Origin of the sequence: Hydrogenophaga sp. (assembly GCF_026125825.1) — a bacterium.
Lineage (GTDB): Bacteria > Pseudomonadota > Gammaproteobacteria > Burkholderiales > Burkholderiaceae_C > Hydrogenophaga.
Genome location: NZ_JAHCKK010000001.1, coordinates 96,045 through 113,385, shown reverse-complemented (window position 1 = coordinate 113,385; position 17,341 = coordinate 96,045). Strand labels below are relative to the sequence as shown.

Sequence of the window (17,341 nt, the reverse complement as noted above, 5' to 3'; positions counted from 1 at the left end):
AGTGTCTGTTGAGCGAGGATGTGGGTTTGGGCTTCAGGCGCTGGCAGAGTGGGTGCGCAGCAAGGCGTCGAGCGTGCTTTCCAGGTGTGCGAGGGAATTGCATTCGCGCGCGATGTGGCAATAAGGGGCGTAGCGCTTCATCTCCGAATCGCCCAGGCCCCAGAACGACACCGGCTCGGGGTTGAGCCAGATGACCCGGCGCGCGCGCTGGTAGAGCAGTTGCATGACTTGAGCCTGGGCTTGACCGCGGTTGTTGCGCGCGTCGCCGAGAATCAGCACGGTGGTGCGGCGATCGATGTCCTCGAGCAACTGCGCCTCGATGTCGAGCAGCGTCTGCCCATAGTCGGTGCCACTGCCGCCCACCGCCTGCATCACTTTGTCGACCGCCTGTTCGACCGGCAGCGACTCAAAGGTGTCGCTCACCTCGACCAGGTGGTTGGTGAAAGCGAAGCTGCGCAGGTCGCTCACCTGCTCACCCAGACTGTGCAGGAACAGCAACAAAAAACGCGCGTACTGGCGCACCGAGCCGCTGACGTCGCAGATCGCCACCACGCGTGGCCGGTCCACCACTTTGGAGCGCCAGAAGGTCTCGAACATTACGCCATCGTAGGCAGCGTTTTTGCGCAGGGTCTTGCGAAAGTCGAGCTGGCCGCGCACCCGCTTCTTCTTGCGCCGCGAGTGGCGATCGGCCAGTCGCTTGGCGATTTTGCTGACGATGACGTGCATGCGCGCGAAATCACGCTTTTCGATGTTGGAGAGCTTTTGCGATTGCAGGAAGTCGTCGTGCAACTGGCGCGTCGGTGCCGTGCCGTAGAGCGCGAGTTTGCGTTCGACAAAATTGCGCACCTCCTCGAACAATTTCTTGCGCATCCGTTCGAGGTCTTTGGCACGCTCGGGCGCCAGCGTCTGGCGTTTGGCGTCAGAGATTTCGCGGTCCAGCAGCTCCAGCCCCATGGCCTGCTGGATCTTTTGGGTGTAGTAGCCCTTTTGGGTGAAAAACCAGATGTCGGTCAGGCCCACCTCGCGCGCGGCTTCCTGCATGCGCTTTGCCAGTGCCGCAGAGTCACCCGACAGCAACAACTGCGACAAGGCCTGGCCACCGCTGCCCTGACAGCCGCCCGGCCCACCGGAACCGGTTGCGGTCTGTTTGTTTTGGGCTGGGTCCGGCAGGTCTTGCGCGGCCATGGCGTCTGAAGCGGGGTTGGCGTTGGGGTCGGTGTCGGGCCTGAAGGAGGGCTTGGCCGGACTGCCTTGCGCGGCCATGTTTTCGAAGGAATTGAAACGGAAGAAGCGGTCAAAGGCCTCGTCGTACAGGGCGCGATCCGGGGTGGTTTTCGCCAGTGTCGTGCCCAGTGCGCTTTTCAGGAGGGTGCAGTCGCTCCAGCCGACCAGCGCCACGGCGCGCGCCGCATCGACCTGGGCGTTGAGGCTGATCTCGAGGTCGCTGCCGCGCAGCGCCTTGAAGAAATCCTCAAGCGTGGCTTGCACGGGGAATCTCCGCATCCTTGCGCGCTTGTTGCAGCAGGGCCGGCAGTTGCTCGCTGGCCGAGGCGATGTCCTGCTCGAACTTGAGGAAGACACTGAGCGTGCCCTTCACCATGTCCAGGCTCAAGTGTTCGGCGTGCAGCAGCAGCAGCGTTTTGGCCCAGTCGATGGTCTCGCTGACCGAGGGCTGCTTTTTCAGGTCCATCTGCCGCACCGCCTGAATGAAAGCGACCAGTTCGCGGTTCAGTGTTTCCGACAGGCCTGGCACGCGGCGCTCCAGAATGCGCCGCTCCAGCTTCGCCTCGGGGAATGGAATGTGCAAGTGCAGGCAGCGGCGCTTGAGCGCGTCGCTCATCTCGCGCGTGTTGTTGCTGGTGAGAAAAACGATGGGCTTTACCTTGGCCTTGATGGTGCCGAGTTCGGGCACCGAGACCTGAAAGTCGGACAGCACTTCGAGCAGGAAAGCCTCGAACTCGGGGTCGGACTTGTCAACCTCGTCCACCAACAGCACGCAGCCGCGCTCCTGGTGCAAGGCCTGATAGAGCGGGCGCGGCTCAAGAAAGTGCTCGGAAAAGAACAGATCGTCGTGCGCATGCAGCCGCTCGATGGAAGCCGCGAGTCCCACCGCGCCTTGCATCATCTCCCCCAGTTTGTCCTTGAGGAGTTGCGTATAGAGCAATTGCTTGCCGTATTTCCACTCGTACAAGGCCTTGGATTCGTCCAGGCCTTCGTAACACTGCATGCGGATCAGGGGCACGTCGAGAATCTCGGCCATGCCCTTGGCCAGTTCGGTCTTGCCGACGCCGGCCGGGCCTTCGACAAGGATCGGCTTTTCCAGATTGAAGCCCAGATAGACCGAGGTGGCGATTTCGCGGCTGGCAATGTAGTCGACCGCAGCCAGCCGCTGCGCCAGGCCATCGATGGAGTCAAAGTGGGGTTGGTGTAGTGTTTTCACGGGGTTCCTTGGAGAGCAGCATTTTTTCGCCGGTTTGAAGTTGTCGGGATTCGGCGATGCCGCGGGCTATGCCCTGCACCAGGCGCAGATCGCGCGCCAGGTTGAGCAGGGTCGGTTCACGGTCGTCCAGGGCCGCGGCAAAGGATTCACAGGTGCCTTGCCAGCGATCAAGCAGGCGGCGCGCGCCCAGATTGAATGCCGCCAACGCCTCGTTGGGTCCGTGCTGGTCCAGGTGCTGGGCGGCATGACGTGCAACGGGCGAGAGGGCATCGAGTTCGAGTTGCAAGCCACCCAGGTCCCGGGTCAATGCAGGGGTCCGGGCGGAGCTTTGGAACCAGCGCGCCAATGTATCCAGCTCGGCTTGCATGGCGCCGAGCATGGGGCCCAGCAGCAGGGCGTCTTCGATCGCGCGCAGCGGCCGAGCGATGGTGTCGAAAGCCTGTCCAGGCTCGCCAAGGCGCTGGCTTTCCGGCACCCGGCAGCCGACAAGTTGCATGCCGCAATGGCCGAGCGGCGCCAGTCCGCGCACTTTGTCGTCCAGTTGGCGGGTCAGGCCCGGTGTGTTGACCTCAACGACGAAAGCATCGAAGCGCCTGCGCCCCTCGTGTTCGCCGCTCACGGCCAGCACGATGACGGCATCGGCTGCCGGGCCGTTGCTGACAAAGGCCTTGTGGCCGTCAAGGAGCCAGTCGCTGCCGTCCTGAATCGCCCGGCAGCTCAGGTGTTTGGGGTGTGCGCCGGTGCCGGGCTCGGAGATCGCGAGTGCCAGTAATGTGTCGCCAAGCGCCATGGATCGCAGCAGCGCACGATGCCGGTCGCTGCGCAGATTCGGCGCCAGCACGAAGCGTCCCAGCATCTGCTGCATCATCCACGCCATGCCCAGACCCAGGCTGGCGGATTCCCGGGCGACGATGCCGGCCACAGCGCTGACCTGCACGGCGTCCGTGACGGGCGCCCCGCCGTCGCTGTCGAAGCCCACACCGAGCAGGCCGCTGGCGCCGAGATGACGCCACCAGGCACGGGGGAAGCCGTGCGCGCAGTCAGGCGCTGGCGCGCCCGACAAGGCCAGGCGCATGGCCTCGGGCAGCGCCGAAGGCGGCATGTGCTGTGTGGGTGAGGCGGCGGACTTCATCCAGGGCTTCCGGCGTAAAACCCGAGCTGGCGCGCCGCCAGGTCGCGCATCACCTCTTCGGCGCCGCCACCGATGGCGTTGACCTTGACTTCGCGGTAAATGCGCTCCACCTTGACGCCGCGCATGAAACCGGCGCCGCCGTGCAGTTGCACCGCCTCGCTGGCGCAATAGGCCATGGTCTGGGTGGCCTGGTTCTTCAGCAGGCAGATTTCGCCCACCGGCGTATCGCCCTGTTCGACGCGCCAGGCGAGCAATTCCAGCATGGCCTGGGTCGCCTCGACGCGCATGGCCATGTCGGCGAGTTTGTGGCGGGTGACCTGCTGGTCGATCAGGCGGCCGCCGAACATCTCGCGCTCACGCGACCAGGCCAGCGCCTCGTCCAGGCAGACGCGGGCAAAGCCGTTGGCGCCGGCGGCGAGAAAGATGCGCTCGCGGTTGAAATTCTTCATGATGGCCTTGAAGCCCTGGTTTTCCACCCCCACCAGGTTCTCCACTGGCACGCGGCAATGGTCGAAATACAGGGCGGCGGTGTCGGAGCACCACCAGCCCATTTTTCTCAAAGGCGTTTGCGTAAAGCCGGGCGTGCCTTTCTCGATCAGCAGCAGCGACACGCCGCCTGGCCCCGGCCCGCCAGTGCGCACCGCCACGGTGTAGAAGTCGGCGCGCATGCCGGAGGTGATGAACGTTTTCGAGCCGTTGACGACATAGTGATCACCATCCCTGCGCGCCGTGGTCTTGAGGTTGGCCACGTCCGAGCCGCCGGAGGGTTCGGTGATGCCGAGTGCGCTGATCTTCTCGCCCCGCAGCACCGGCGGCAAGACGCGCTGCTTCAGCGCCTCGCTGCCCACGTTGACGATGGGCGGGCAGCCGATGGTGTGCGACAGCAGACTCGCCAGGACACCACCAGCACCGCAACGCGCCAGTTCCTGCGCGGCGATGATGGTCATGAACAGGTCGCCGTCGTTGCCGCCGAAGGCTTCAGGAAAACCCAGGCCCAGCAGGCCGATTTCGGCCGCCTTGCGGTACAACGCGACAGGAAAGGACTCGGCTTCGTCCCAGGCATCCACGTGCGGACTGATTTCTCTGGCGACGAAGCGGCGCATCGCGTCGCGGAACGCCAGATGCTCGGGCGTATAGAAGGGACTCTTGGCAGGCAGGGTTTCGGCAGGCATGCGTTTTACTCTCCGTGGATGTGGCGTGTGTCGCGCGTGCCGAGCGGTGCGCGCCTCAATCAGGCTGCTCGACCAGTGACACCAACAATGCGCGCGTGGCAACCTGGTCGCCAGCGCGCACAGCTACCTGGTCCACCACGCCATCGCGACGGGCCAGCAGTTGATGCTCCATCTTCATGGCTTCGAGCACCGCCAGGCGTTGCCCCTTGGTGACCGTGTCGCCATGTTGGACGTCAACGGCCAGCACCCGTCCATTCATGGGTGCGAGCACGCGTGACTCCGCACTGCCTGCCGCCGCGGCCGGGGGGTCATAGGTCAGGTCTTCAAAGCTGGCACTCAGGTCGCCCAGCTCCAAGTGCAACACGCCGCCGGCAAACACCGCAGCCGCGTGCTGCTGCACGCCATCGGCGATCAGGTGCAGGCACTCGCCTTCGCGCCCGCTGAGGGTAATGTGGTGCAGCGCCGCGCCCACTTCGAGCGTGTAGCTGTGGGTGCCAGTGACCGTGATGTGCACGGCATGGCGGTGTTCGCCCTCGCCGATCAGCATCGGCCAGCGTGCCGGTCCGCTGGAGCGCCAGGGCGCGGCTGCGACCGGCGTGGCGCTGGCTTCAAACCACAGCGTGCCGGCCAGCGCCAGCGCCAGCGAGTCGGGCTGGGGCCGCACCAGCGCCGCAGCGCCGAAGTGCTGGGCGATGAAGGCAGTGGTCGTTTCGCCAGCGGCGAAGGCCGGGTGGCTGGCCACGGCTTCGAGGAAGGCACGGTTGTGGGGCAGGCCGAGCAGGCGGGTGCGTTGCAGCGCACCGATCAGGCGCCGTCGGGCTTCGTCGCGGGTCGCGCCGTGCACAATGATTTTGGCGATCATGGGGTCGTAGTGCGGGCTGACGGTCTGGCCTGATGCCAAGCCGTGGTCAACGCGCACGCCTTCGCCCGTGGGCGGGCACCAGAGCGCAACATCGCCACTTTGCGGCAGGAAGCCGTTGTACGGATCTTCGGCGTACAGGCGCACTTCGATGGCGTGCCCGTTCAAGTGCACTTGCTCCTGCGTCAGCGGCAAGTGCTCGCCACGGGCCACGGCGATCTGCCAGGCCACCAGGTCCAGCCCGGTGATGCACTCGGTCACCGGGTGTTCGACCTGCAGCCGCGTGTTCATCTCCAGAAAGTAGAAGCGCCCTTCGCTGTCGAGCAGAAACTCCACCGTGCCGGCGCCGACGTAGTTCACGGTGCGCGCAGCCGCCACCGCCGCCGCGCCCATTTGCTCGCGCAGCTGGGGCGTGACCGCCGGGGAGGGCGCTTCCTCGAACACCTTCTGGTGCCGGCGCTGGATCGAGCAGTCGCGTTCGCCCAGGTGGATGATGTGGCCGTGCTGGTCGCCGAAGACCTGGATTTCGACATGGCGCGGCTCAATCACCGCGCGCTCCAGGATGAGCTCTTCGCTGCCGAAGGCGTTGCCTGCTTCCGAGCGGGCGCTGGCCAGGGCGACCGCGAGGTCTTGCGGGTGTTCGACCAGTCGCATGCCTCGCCCGCCACCGCCCGCCGCCGCCTTGACCATGATCGGGAAACCGATCTCGGCAGCCTTCGTGAGCAGCGTGGCATCGGACTGGTCGGTGCCCTGATAGCCCGGCACGCAGGGCACGCCCGCCGCCAGCATCAGGCGTTTGGCGCCGGCCTTGTTGCCCATTTTCAGGATGGCCTGCGGGTCCGGGCCGATGAACACCAGCCCGGCGTCCAGGCAAGCCTGCGCAAAGCCGTCGTTCTCGGACAGGAAGCCGTAGCCGGGGTGTACCGCGTCGGCACCGGTGCTGCGCGCCGCCGCCAGCAGCGCCGCAACGTTGAGGTAGCTCTCCCGTACCGGCGCCGGGCCGATGCACACTGCCTCGTCGGCCAGGGCAACATGCAGAGCTTGGGCATCTGCTTCGCTGTAAACGGCCACCGTGCGGTAGCCCAGCGCCTGGGCCGTGCGGATGATCCGGCAGGCGATCTCGCCGCGGTTGGCAATCAGGATTTTGGTGAAGTTCATCAGGGTTCTCACATCCGTGCCACGCCAAAGGTGTTCGAAAGCAAGGGCCGCAACCCGGCTTCCCGACACACCGCCAGGGTGGTGGCGAGCGCGCGGCGGGTGTCGCGCGGGTCGATGATGCCGTCGTCCCACAGGCGCGCGGTGGCAAACAGCGAATGCGATTCGAGGTCAAAACGTGCCAGGATCTCGCTTTTCATGGTGGCCATGGTTTCGGCGGGTGGCTCCTTGCCGGTGCGGGCAAATTTTTCTTCGGTGACGATGCGCATCACGGTGGCGGCCTGCTCGCCGCCCATCACAGCCACCCGCGCGTTGGGCCAGGCGAACACGAAGCGCGGATCGTAGGCGCGGCCACACATGCCGTAGTTGCCGGCACCGAAGGAGGCACCTGTCATCACGGTGATTTGCGGCACGGTGGCATTGGCCACGGCCTGGATCATCTTGGCGCCATGCTTGATCATGCCGACCTGCTCCACATCCTTGCCGACCATGAAGCCGGTGGTGTTCTGCAGATAGACGATCGGGGTGCCCGACTGGCAGCACAACTGGATGAACTGGGTCGCCTTGGTGGCGCCTTGCGGATCAATGGGCCCGTTGTTGCCGATGAAGCCGCAAGGGTATCCCTCGATGGCACCATGGCCGCACACGGTACTGGAGCCGTACAACGATTTGAATTCGAGGAAGTCGGAGTCGTCGATCACCCGCGCCAGCACTTCGCGCATGTCGTAGGGCTGGCGAAAGTCAACCGGCACCACGCCCGCCAGTTGCTCGACCGGATAACGCGGCTCTTTCCAGGTCTTCACCGCGCGCATCGGCAAGCGGTCGTTCCACGGCAGCCGCGCCAAGATGTCGCGTGCGATGCGGATGCCGTCCGCATCGTCCTCGGCCAGGTACTCGGCCACGCCCGACATCGAACAGTGCATCTCGGCGCCGCCCAGCTCTTCGTCGGTGGCGATCTCGCCGGTGGCGGCTTTTAGCAAGGGTGGGCCGGCCAGGAAAGCCTTTGCACGGCCGCGCACCATGATCACATAGTCGGACATGCCCGGAAGGTAGGCGCCGCCGGCAGTTGAGTGGCCGTGCATCACGCAGACCTGTGGAATGCCCCTGGCCGATAGCCGCGCCTGGTTGGCGAAGCCGCGGCCGCCTTCAATGAACACCTCGCCCACATGCATCAGGTTGGCGCCGCCGGACTCGACCAGTCGCACCACTGGCAGTTTGTTCTCCAGTGCGATGGCTTCGGCGCGAAGGCTCTTCTTCATGCCCATCGGTGTGATGGTGCCGCCCTTGATCGCGCTGTCGGATGCGATCACCACGCAACGGATGCCCGACACCACCCCGATGCCGCAGATGATCCCGCCCCCCAGCACGTTCTTCTCGCCGTCGTCGTCGTGCATCCTGAAGCCGGCCAGGGTCGAAAACTCCAGCCACGACGAGCCGCGGTCGAGCAGCAGCGCGATGCGCTCACGCGGCAGCAGCTGTTTGCGGGCGCGGAACTTGGCTTCTTGGCTGTTCGACGTGTTGCGCACACGGTCTTCGAGCGTGCGGAAACTGTCGATCAGCGCGAGCATCTGTGCGCGCTCGCGCTGGAAGCTCTCTGACTGCGGGTCGACTTGACTTTGAATGGCGGGCATGGGCGGTTCTCGCTGAAAGGTCGCAGTGAACGAATGGGGTCACAGGCCTGCTTACAGGTCGTAAAAACGCTCACCCTGGGCGGCCATGCGGCGCAGCAACTGCGGCGGCGCGAAGCGCGCACCGTGCCGCTCTGCCAGGCTCTCGCAGACTTTGACAAAGGCGGACACCCCCTGGCTGTGGATCTGGCCGATCGGGCCACCCAGGTAGGCTGGGAAGCCCCAGCCCAGGATCGCGCCGACATCGGCATCGATTGGTGCCAGCAGAACTTTTTCTTCGAGGCAGCGTGCTGTTTCGACGGACTGGATGAACATCAGGCGCTGCTTGACCTCTTCGACCGTGGGTTGCGTGGCCGCCAGCGGGAACGCCTGCGCCAGGCCTGCCCACAGTTGTTTCTGGCCATCTTGTGGGTAGTCGTAGAAACCTTTGCCGGTTTTTTTACCCAGTCGTCCCAGCTGGTCCACCATGCGGTCGCAGACGTCGTCGATGGCGCTGCGCTGGTAGGCCTTGCCGAGGTCGGTGGCGGTCTGTTTCCGGATGCGCGCCATCAATTCGAGCGAGACTTCGTCGGCCAGCGCCAGCGGCCCCACCGGCATGCCGGCCATGCGCCCGGCGTTGTCGATCAGCGCCGGCTTCACGCCTTCGGCCAGCAGCGCCAGGCCTTCGCCGACGTAGGTCGAGAACACCCGGCTGGTGTAGAAGCCGCGGCTGTCATTGACGACGATGGGCGTCTTGCGGATCGCCTTGACGAAGTCCATGGCACGGGCCAGGCATTCGTCACTGGTGGCCTGGCCGCGAATGATCTCCACCAGCGGCATCTTGTCGACTGGCGAGAAAAAATGCAGGCCGATGAAGTTGGCCGGACGTGCGGACGCCTCGGCCAGCCCGCTGATGGGCAGGGTGCTGGTGTTGGAGGCGAAGAGGGCGCCGGGGGCGATCACCGCCTCGGCCTTGCGCGTCACGTCGGCCTTGATGGCGCGGTCTTCAAACACCGCTTCGACCACAATGTCACAGCCTGTCAGGTCGGCGAAGTCGGTGGTCGGCTTGATCAGGGTGAGCTTGGCAGTGCACTCGGCCTCGGTCATGCGCTTGGCGGCCACGCGCTTGTTCCACAGGTTCTCGCTGTAGGCCTTGCCCTTGGCCGCGCTGTCGGTGCTGCTGTCGAGCAGCACCACTTCCATGCCGACCTCGGCGGCGGCGAAGGCAATGCCCGCGCCCATCATGCCAGCCCCCAGAATGCCGACCTTGCGGTAGCTGGCCTGAGGCACGCCCTTGGGCCGGGAGGCCAGCTTGCTGGCGGCGGGGATGCCAAAGAACAGCGAGCGGATCATGTTCTTGGCCTCTTTGCCGGTCGTCAGCTTGACGAACTCGCGCATCTCGACCTTGCAGCCGGTGTCGATGTCGATCTGGCAGCCGTTGTAGACGCAGTTCAAGATCGCCTCAGGTGCGGGATAGTTGCCAAAGGTCTTGGCGCGCAGCATGGCGTTGCCAGCGGTCAAAGTGTCGTAGCCCATGGGGCTTTGCACGGCGCCGCCCGGCAGCTTGAAACCCTTGCGGTCCCAGGGCTGAACAGCGGCAGCGGCACCGTCAGTCAGCAGCCACTGCCTGGCGCGGGCCAGCAGTTGGTCGGCCGGCACGACTTCATCGACCAGACCCGCATCCAGGGCTTTTTGCGGGGCGAGCTTTTTGCCTTCGAGCAGGAAGGGCAGCGCGTTGCGCACACCGATCATGCGCGGCAGACGCTGCGTGCCGCCGCCGCCGGGCAGCAGGCCAAGGCCCACCTCGGGCAGGCCGATCTGGGCCTTGGGGTTGTCGGCGGCGATGCGTCGGTGGCAGGCCAGCGCGACCTCGTAGCCGCCGCCCAGCGTGGTGCCGTTGAGGGCCGCGACGAAGGGCTTGCCGCTTTTCTCAATGCCGCGCATCAGGGCGTGCAACTGGGTGACGAAGTCCATCATTTCGGCAACGTCCGTGATGGCGAGCATCATGTTGAGGTCGGCACCGGCGATGAACTCGGGCTTGGAAGAGGTGACGATCACGCCCTTGACGGCAGCGTCCGCGACGGCCCTGCGCACGGCGTCGGAGAAGGCAGGAATGGATTGCTCGTTGAGGACGTTCATGGGCACGTCCTGCATGGCCCAGGTGATGGTGGCGATGCCATCGGCATCAAGCTTGTAGTCAATCGTCATGTTGGTGATCCAGGTCTGTGATGAGGTTCACGTCGTGCCGAGGCTTCAGACGCGCTCGATGATGGTGGCTGTGCCCATGCCGGCGCCCACGCACAGCGTGACCAGGCCGGTCGACAGGTTGCGCCGCTCGAGTTCGTCGAGCAGGGTGCCCAGAATCATCGCGCCAGTCGCGCCCAGGGGGTGCCCCATCGCAATCGCCCCGCCGTTGACGTTCATCTTGTCGTGCGTGACTTTCATCACTTCCATGAAACGCAGCACGACTGAGGCGAAGGCTTCGTTCAGTTCATAGAGGTCGATGTCGCTGGCCTTCATGCCAGCGAGCTTGAGCGCCTTTTCCGCCGAATAGGAGGGGCCGGTCAGCATGATGGTGGGCTCGCTGCCGATGGAGGCGAACGAGCGGATGCGGGCACGGGCTTTCAGGCCCAGCCGTTTGCCGACTTCGGCGTTGCCGACCAGCACCGCAGCCGCGCCGTCAACAATGCCCGATGAGTTGCCGGCATGGTGCACGTGCACCATGCGCTCGATCTCGGGATAACGCTGAATGGCCACCGCGTCGAAGCCGTATTTCTCGCCCTGCACCTTGAAAGCAGGCTCCAGCTTGGCCAGCGACTCCAGCGTGGTTTCGGCGCGCATGTGTTCGTCGCGCTCAAGCACGATGCAACCGTTCACATCCTTCACGGGAACGATCGAATTGGCGAAGCGGCTCTCGGCCCAGGCGAGTGCGGCGCGGCGCTGGCTTTCGACCGCGTAGCTGTCGACGTCGCTGCGGCTGTGGCCGTAAAGCGTGGCAATCAGATCGGCCGAAATGCCCTGCGGCACGAAATAGGTCGGAATCGCCACCGCTGGGTCAATCGCCCAGGCACCGCCGCTGGTGCCCATGGGCACACGGCTCATGCTCTCCACGCCGCCGCCGATGACCAGTGGCGACTGACCCGACATCACCTTGGCGGCGGCCATGTTGCAGGCCTCCAGGCCCGAGGCGCAAAAGCGATTGACCTGCACGCCGGCAGCGCTTTCGTGGTACCCGGCGGCAATGGCCGCAACGCGCGCGATGTTGGCGCCTTGCTCACCGGCGGGTTCGACGCAGCCGAGGATGATGTCGTCCACGAAGGCGGTGTCCAGGGTGTTGCGGTCGCGTAGTGCCTGCAGCGCGGTAATGGCCAAACTGATGGGCGTGGTGCCGTGCAGCGCACCCGAGCTGCGGCCCTTGCCGCGCGGCGTGCGCACGGCGTCGAAAATGAATGCTTCGGTCATGTTGGGTTTCCTTCTTTCTGAATCTGGGGATGCGATAGGCAAGAGGGCGGAAGAGCGGCAGGCGGTTGGCAGCAGTTGCTACAGCGTGCGGCTGATGATTTCCTTCATGATTTCGTTGGCGCCACCGTAGATGCGCGCGACGCGCGCATCCGCATAGGCGCGGGCAATCGGGTACTCCCACATGTAGCCGAAGCCGCCGAACATCTGCAGGCATTGGTCGATCACCTTGCAGTGCAGGTCGGTGGTCCAGTACTTGGCCATCGCGGCGGTGGCGTCATCAAGTTGACCGTCCATCAGCAGGCCGAGCAGACGGTCGACAAAGACCTGTGCGATCTGCACCTCGGTTTTCATTTCGGCGAGCTTGAAGCGGTTGTGCTGGAAATCGATCACGCGCTGGCCGAAGGCCTTGCGATCCTTGGTGTAGGCCAGGGTCCATTCGAGCGCGGCCTCGGCGCCCGCCACCGCGCCGATGGCGATCTGCATGCGCTCCCAGGCCAGTTCCTGCATCAGCAGGAAAAAGCCCTTGCCATCGCCGCCGAGGATGTTGCTGGCCGGCACGCGCACGTCTTCGAAGAAGAGTTCCGAGGTGTCCTGCGCCTTCATGCCGATTTTTTCGAGATTGCGCCCGCGCGTGAAGCCGGGGCGATTGGTCTCGACCAGCACCAGCGAGGTTCCCTTGGCGCCTTGCGTCGGGTCGGTCTTGGCGACAACGATCACCACGTCGGCGTTCTGGCCGTTGGTGATAAAGGTCTTTTGACCATTGATCACAAGTTCGTCGCCGTCACGGACCGCACTGGTGCGCACGCTTTGCAGGTCGCTGCCCGCGCCCGGCTCAGTCATGGCGATGGCGCCAATCACTTCGCCGGTGGCCATCTTCGGCAGCCAGTTGCGCTTTTGCGCCTCGGTGCCGTAGGCCAGGATGTAGGGTGCCACGATGTCGGAGTGCAGGCCGAAGCCAATGCCGCTGGTGCCGGCGCGCGAGACTTCTTCAATGAGCACAGCACTATGCAGGCGCGTACCGCCACCGCCGCCGTATTGCTCGGGTATGGCGGGGCACAGCAGGCCGGCGGCGCCGGCCTTGCGCCAGACGGCGCGCGGCACGATGCCATCGTTTTCCCAGCCGGCGTGATGAGGTATGACTTCTTCTTCCAGAAAGCGACGTGCCTGGTCCCGGAAGAGTTCGTGTTCTTCACCGAAGAGGGTGCGGTTGAGCATGGGTCTGTCCATGAAGTTCGATTGGCATTGGCACTGGCATGGCCGACGGTCGCGAAGAGTTGCTCGTCCACGTGGGAAAGCGCCGGAAGCACCCAACGCACGATAGACAAACCAATCGACCAAACGCTTGTTAGATGATATAGTATACGGCATGGCAAAGGAGCAAGACAACCCACTCTCGCGCAGAGATGCGATCCTGGCGGCCGCGGCGAGCCGGTTCCGGCGCCAGGGTTTTGAGCGCACTTCGGTGCGCGAGATTGCCCAAGCCATGGGCATGACTTCAGGCTCGCTCTTCTACCATTTCGCGACCAAGGAGGATCTGCTGGTGGCGATCATGGAGGAGGGTGTTCGCGACATCATGCGGTCGGTGCGCGACGGGCTGGCTGGCGAAGTTCGCTTGCCCGAGCGGCTGCTGTCGATGGTGCGCAGCCACCTGAAGGCTTTGCTGGGTACGAGGCTCGACGCCATGACCGTGCTGCTCTATGAGTGGCGCAGCCTTTCGCCGGCCGCCCAGACCCGGGTGATGGCATCGCGCGACGCCTACGAGACCTTGTGGATGACGCCGATCAGCGAGGCTGCGGCGCTGGGCCTGGTCGATACAGATGTCGTGTTGGTGCGCCAGACAGTTCTCGGTGCCCTCAACTGGACGGCGCAGTGGTACCGGCCTGGCGGGCGTCTGGACATCGATGCGTTGGCGCAGCGCATGTACGCGATGCTGTTTCCTCGTGTGGCCGCATCGGGAGTGAGCAGTGATTGAACGGGCCGGATTCGGCTTCCATCTTACCGTTTTCAATTGTTTATTTTAGTCACATGGAGATAAAGTGAAGATATTGGTCGCCGTCAAGCGGGTGCTGGACTACAACGTCAAGGCCCGCGTCAAGTCCGACGGTTCGGGAGTCGATCTCGCGAACCAGAAGTTGTCCATGAACCCTTTCGACGAGATCGCATGCGAAGAGGCGGTGCGCCTCAGGGAGGCCGGTGTCGCTTCTGAAGTGATCGTTGTTTCCTGTGGCCCGGCGGCTTGCCAGGAAACGCTGCGCAGCGCCATGGCCATCGGCGCTGATCGCGCCGTGCTGGTTGAAACTGACGCCGCGCTCGAACCGCTCGCGGTGGCCAAGCTGATGCAGCATGTGGCCCAAAAAGAAGGTGTGCAGTTCGCCATCTTCGGCAAGCAGGCGATTGATGACGACGCTGGCCAGACTGGCCAGATGTTTGGTGCGCTGATGGGCTGGGCCCAGGCCAGCTTCGCCTCCAAGGTGCAGATCAGCGGCGACACGGCCACCATCACTCGCGAGATCGACGGTGGCCTGGAAACCCTGGCCATGAAGCTGCCGGCCGTGATCACGACCGACCTGCGCCTGAACGAGCCGCGCTTCATCACGCTGCCCAACATCATGAAGGCCAAGAAAAAGCCGATGGAGGTGATCAAGGCGGCCGAGCTCGGCATCGACATTGCGCCACGCACCGTGACCCTGAACGTCAGCGAGCCGCCGACCCGCAAGGCCGGCATCAAGGTGGCCGACCCGGCCGAACTCGTCAAACGACTCAAAGAAGAAGCGAAGGTGATCTGATGACAACCCTGATCATTGCGGAACACGACAACGCCGTACTCAAAGCGGCCACGCTGAACACGATTGCCGCCGCCACGCGCATCGGCGGCGACATTCATGTGCTGGTGGCGGGCCGCAACTGCGCTGCCGTGGCCCAGACTGCGGCGGCGGTTGCGGGCGTGAGCAAGGTGCTGCACGTTGACGCGGCGCACCTAGAGGCCCACCTGGCCGAGAACCTGGCCGAGCTGGTGCGCTCACGCGTGCGCGCCGATGTCGGCTACACCCATGTGCTGGCGCCAGCCACCTCCTTTGGCAAGAACGTGCTGCCGCGCGTGGCGGCCTTGCTGGACGCCTCCCAGGTGTCGGACGTGATCGCGATCGAGTCGCCCGACACCTTCCTGCGCCCGTTCTATGCCGGCAACGCGCTGGCCCGCGTGCAATCGAAGGATGCCATCAAGGTGCTGAGCATTCGCACCACCGCCTTCGACCCGGTCGGTGCGGGCGGCACGGCAGCGGTCGAGACGCTGGACGCGGCTGGCGATCTCGGCTTGACCACCCTGGTCGGGCGTGAGGTGGTGAAGCTGGAGCGCCCGGAACTCGCCGCTGCATCGGTCATCGTATCGGGCGGACGCGGACTGGGCGCGGCCGACAAGTTTCACGCCGTGCTGGAGCCGCTGGCCGACAAGCTTGGCGCGGCGATCGGCGCCTCGCGCGCCGCCGTCGACGCCGGCTACGCGCCCAACGACTACCAGGTCGGCCAGACCGGCAAGATCGTGGCACCCCAGTTGTACGTGGCGGTTGGCATCTCGGGCGCCATCCAGCACCTGGCCGGCATGAAGGACAGCAAGGTGATCGTTGCGATCAACAAGGACGCCGAAGCGCCGATCTTCCAGGTGGCCGACTATGGGCTGGTGGCGGATCTGTTCACAGCGGTGCCCGAATTGGTGACTGCGTTATAGGTTGCAGCGGATGCCGAGGTAAAGCAGAGGCCAGGCCTGTTCCTGGCAGTATGGTCGGCGGCACCGGCCAAACAATTCAAAAAGTAGGAGACATCGATCATGAGCCCATCAACCTCCGTCATCGCTGATGTGCCATCCCCTGGCGCAATTGCCCGCGTGGCCATCGGCGACTTCCTGCGCCGCTCGGCAGCGCGAGACCGCGCCAAGACGGCGTTCGTGCTCGGCGATCAGAGCATGAGCTACGGTGAGCTCGATGAGCGCGTGACCCGCTGCGCCAATGCCTTGCTGGCCGCTGGCTTGGTGCGAGGTGACCGCGTGACCACGCTATGCAATAACTCGCTTGAGTTCCTGGTGGCCATGTTCGGCATCCATCGCGCCGGCCTGATCTGGGTGCCGATCAACACCGGCCTGGGGCTGGATGACGTTCGCTACATCATCGACCACTCTGAGGCGCGCTTCCTGCTGGTGGATGCCGCTCTGCTGGTGCGCCCGGAGTTGCGTGCAGCCATCGAGGCGCAGCCCGGTCGCGGATGGGTGCTGGAAGGCGAGGGGGCTGGGGCTTTCTGCAGCTTCGCTGCAGCGATTGCTGCGCAGTCTGCCACTGAGTCCGAGGTCGAAATTCATGACCGCGACGTAGCCCAGATCATGTACACCAGCGGAACCACCGGCCGCCCTAAAGGGGTGATGCAAAGCCATTTGTCGGTGGTGATGGCAGCGATGAACAACGCGCTTGAGTTGGGGGTGTGGCGCGATGCCGTGAACATTGCCGTGCTGCCCCTCTTTCATTGCGCCCAGCACACGCTGATGTGCGGCGTGCTGGCGGGCGGCGGCACGGTGATTGTGATGCGCGCTTTCGAACCCGCCGCCATGCTCGACGCCATCGAGCGTGAACGGGTGACCTTGCTGGTGGGCTTGCCGCTGATGCACCAGGCCATGCTCGATCATCCCTCGCGCCCGGGGCGCGACCTGTCGAGCCTGCGCATGTGCGTGTACGCCATGGCGCCCATGGCCGAGACCCTGCTGCGCCGCCTGATCGCCGAGTTCTGCCCGAATTACTCATTGGCCACCGGCCAGACCGAGATGTACCCGCTCACCATGGCCTTCCGGCCCGAAGAGCAGCTTAAACGCTTTGGTTCCTACTGGGGCGTCAGTGCATTGATCAACGACACGGCGGTGATGGACGACGCGGGCCAGCTGCTCGGCCCCGGCGAGGTCGGCGAGATCGTGCACCGCGGTCCGAACGTGATGGAGGGCTACTACAAAAATCCCGAAGCCACCGCCGAGGCACGCGCTTTCGGCTGGCACCACACCGGTGACCTCGGCATGTGGGTCGATGGCCAGATGATGTTCAGGGACCGCAAGAAGGACATGATCAAGACCGGCGGCGAAAACGTGCCGTCCATCAAGGTCGAGGCCACGTTGCTGCGCCACCCGGCGGTGGCCAATGTGGCGGCGGTAGGTTTGCCGCACCCGCGCTGGGTCGAGGCGGTCACCGCCTTCGTGGTGCTCAAGCCAGGGGCGCAGGCCGACGAGGCCGAGTTGATCAACCACTGCAAGGAGCATCTCGGTGGCTTTGAGGTGCCCAAGGCGATCCGCATCGTCGATGCCTTGCCGATGACCTCCACCGGCAAGATTCAAAAGCATCCGCTGCGTGACAGCTATCGCGCCCTGTACGAGGACATTGAACGATAGGTGTCGGGAAGGTCATGGGGTGTGCAACACACGCCCGCGCCTGTGACCAGGCTGCTTGCAAGGCGTGCTTCGGCTTGAGGTCCTAACTAACCACCGTT

The 17,341-nt window shown here is 64.7% G+C and carries 13 protein-coding genes; 4 read left to right on the top strand and 9 right to left on the bottom strand.

Annotation, left to right across the window (positions count from 1 at the left end; genetic code table 11):
* Positions 1-33 precede the first annotated feature (33 nt).
* The 9 genes from KIT86_RS00505 to KIT86_RS00465 form a co-directional block, all read right to left on the bottom strand.
* Positions 34-1,488 carry a VWA domain-containing protein gene (locus KIT86_RS00505; RefSeq protein WP_297393959.1) on the bottom strand — a complete coding sequence of 485 codons (1,455 nt, stop codon included), beginning with the start codon at positions 1,486-1,488 and terminating at the stop codon, positions 34-36.
* Positions 1,472-2,440, bottom strand: a complete 969-nt coding sequence (locus KIT86_RS00500) for a MoxR family ATPase (protein ID WP_069047335.1) — start codon at positions 2,438-2,440, stop codon at positions 1,472-1,474. Before KIT86_RS00500 ends, KIT86_RS00505 begins: the two co-directional genes overlap by 17 nt.
* On the bottom strand, positions 2,412-3,542 hold the full coding sequence (locus KIT86_RS00495) for an acyl-CoA dehydrogenase family protein (protein ID WP_069047334.1): 1,131 nt from the start codon (positions 3,540-3,542) through the stop codon (positions 2,412-2,414). Before KIT86_RS00495 ends, KIT86_RS00500 begins: the two co-directional genes overlap by 29 nt.
* 26 nt (positions 3,543-3,568) lie before the next feature.
* On the bottom strand, positions 3,569-4,744 hold the full coding sequence (locus KIT86_RS00490; RefSeq protein ID WP_056278460.1) for an acyl-CoA dehydrogenase family protein: 1,176 nt from the start codon (positions 4,742-4,744) through the stop codon (positions 3,569-3,571).
* A 55-nt stretch (positions 4,745-4,799) separates the two neighbouring features.
* Positions 4,800-6,761, bottom strand: a complete 1,962-nt coding sequence (locus KIT86_RS00485) for an acetyl/propionyl/methylcrotonyl-CoA carboxylase subunit alpha (RefSeq protein ID WP_297393956.1) — start codon at positions 6,759-6,761, stop codon at positions 4,800-4,802.
* An 8-nt stretch (positions 6,762-6,769) separates the two neighbouring features.
* Complete coding sequence (locus tag KIT86_RS00480; protein ID WP_056278454.1) at positions 6,770-8,389, bottom strand: acyl-CoA carboxylase subunit beta; 1,620 nt, start codon at positions 8,387-8,389, stop codon at positions 6,770-6,772.
* A 51-nt stretch (positions 8,390-8,440) separates the two neighbouring features.
* Positions 8,441-10,573 carry a 3-hydroxyacyl-CoA dehydrogenase NAD-binding domain-containing protein gene (locus KIT86_RS00475; protein ID WP_297393954.1) on the bottom strand — a complete coding sequence of 711 codons (2,133 nt, stop codon included), beginning with the start codon at positions 10,571-10,573 and terminating at the stop codon, positions 8,441-8,443.
* 45 nt (positions 10,574-10,618) lie between these two features.
* Entirely contained in the window at positions 10,619-11,827 is a 1,209-nt protein-coding gene (locus KIT86_RS00470; RefSeq protein WP_056278449.1) for an acetyl-CoA C-acetyltransferase, read from the bottom strand.
* Positions 11,828-11,905: 78 nt separating this feature from the next.
* Positions 11,906-13,042 (bottom strand): acyl-CoA dehydrogenase family protein, encoded by a 1,137-nt coding sequence (locus tag KIT86_RS00465; RefSeq protein WP_297393952.1) that lies wholly within the window; start codon positions 13,040-13,042, stop codon positions 11,906-11,908.
* Between the two features lie 151 nt (positions 13,043-13,193).
* Here KIT86_RS00465 and KIT86_RS00460 point away from each other — a divergent pair, with 151 nt between their 5' ends.
* From KIT86_RS00460 to KIT86_RS00445, 4 genes are all read left to right on the top strand, one after another.
* On the top strand, positions 13,194-13,799 hold the full coding sequence (locus tag KIT86_RS00460; RefSeq protein WP_291086741.1) for a TetR/AcrR family transcriptional regulator: 606 nt from the start codon (positions 13,194-13,196) through the stop codon (positions 13,797-13,799).
* 64 nt (positions 13,800-13,863) lie between these two features.
* Complete coding sequence (locus KIT86_RS00455; RefSeq protein ID WP_291086739.1) at positions 13,864-14,613, top strand: electron transfer flavoprotein subunit beta/FixA family protein; 750 nt, start codon at positions 13,864-13,866, stop codon at positions 14,611-14,613.
* Positions 14,613-15,551 (top strand): FAD-binding protein, encoded by a 939-nt coding sequence (locus KIT86_RS00450; RefSeq protein WP_297393950.1) that lies wholly within the window; start codon positions 14,613-14,615, stop codon positions 15,549-15,551. The genes KIT86_RS00455 and KIT86_RS00450 overlap by 1 nt, the downstream gene beginning before the upstream one ends.
* Before the next feature lie 99 nt (positions 15,552-15,650).
* Complete coding sequence (locus KIT86_RS00445; protein ID WP_291086736.1) at positions 15,651-17,243, top strand: AMP-binding protein; 1,593 nt, start codon at positions 15,651-15,653, stop codon at positions 17,241-17,243.
* The last annotated feature ends 98 nt before the right edge of the window (positions 17,244-17,341 follow it).

Bases quoted from the DNA above. Each gene is read 5' to 3' on its own strand.
- KIT86_RS00495 (WP_069047334.1), bottom strand. From the start codon at position 3,542: ATGCCGCCTTCGGCGCTGCCCGAGGCCATGCGCCTGGCCTTGTCGGGC.
- KIT86_RS00490 (WP_056278460.1), bottom strand. From the start codon at position 4,744: ATGCCTGCCGAAACCCTGCCTGCCAAGAGTCCCTTCTATACGCCCGAG.
- KIT86_RS00485 (WP_297393956.1), bottom strand. From the start codon at position 6,761: ATGAACTTCACCAAAATCCTGATTGCCAACCGCGGCGAGATCGCCTGC.
- KIT86_RS00480 (WP_056278454.1), bottom strand. From the start codon at position 8,389: ATGCCCGCCATTCAAAGTCAAGTCGACCCGCAGTCAGAGAGCTTCCAG.
- KIT86_RS00475 (WP_297393954.1), bottom strand. From the start codon at position 10,573: ATGACGATTGACTACAAGCTTGATGCCGATGGCATCGCCACCATCACC.
- KIT86_RS00470 (WP_056278449.1), bottom strand. From the start codon at position 11,827: ATGACCGAAGCATTCATTTTCGACGCCGTGCGCACGCCGCGCGGCAAG.
- KIT86_RS00465 (WP_297393952.1), bottom strand. From the start codon at position 13,042: ATGCTCAACCGCACCCTCTTCGGTGAAGAACACGAACTCTTCCGGGAC.
- KIT86_RS00460 (WP_291086741.1), top strand. From the start codon at position 13,194: ATGGCAAAGGAGCAAGACAACCCACTCTCGCGCAGAGATGCGATCCTG.
- KIT86_RS00450 (WP_297393950.1), top strand. From the start codon at position 14,613: ATGACAACCCTGATCATTGCGGAACACGACAACGCCGTACTCAAAGCG.
- KIT86_RS00445 (WP_291086736.1), top strand. From the start codon at position 15,651: ATGAGCCCATCAACCTCCGTCATCGCTGATGTGCCATCCCCTGGCGCA.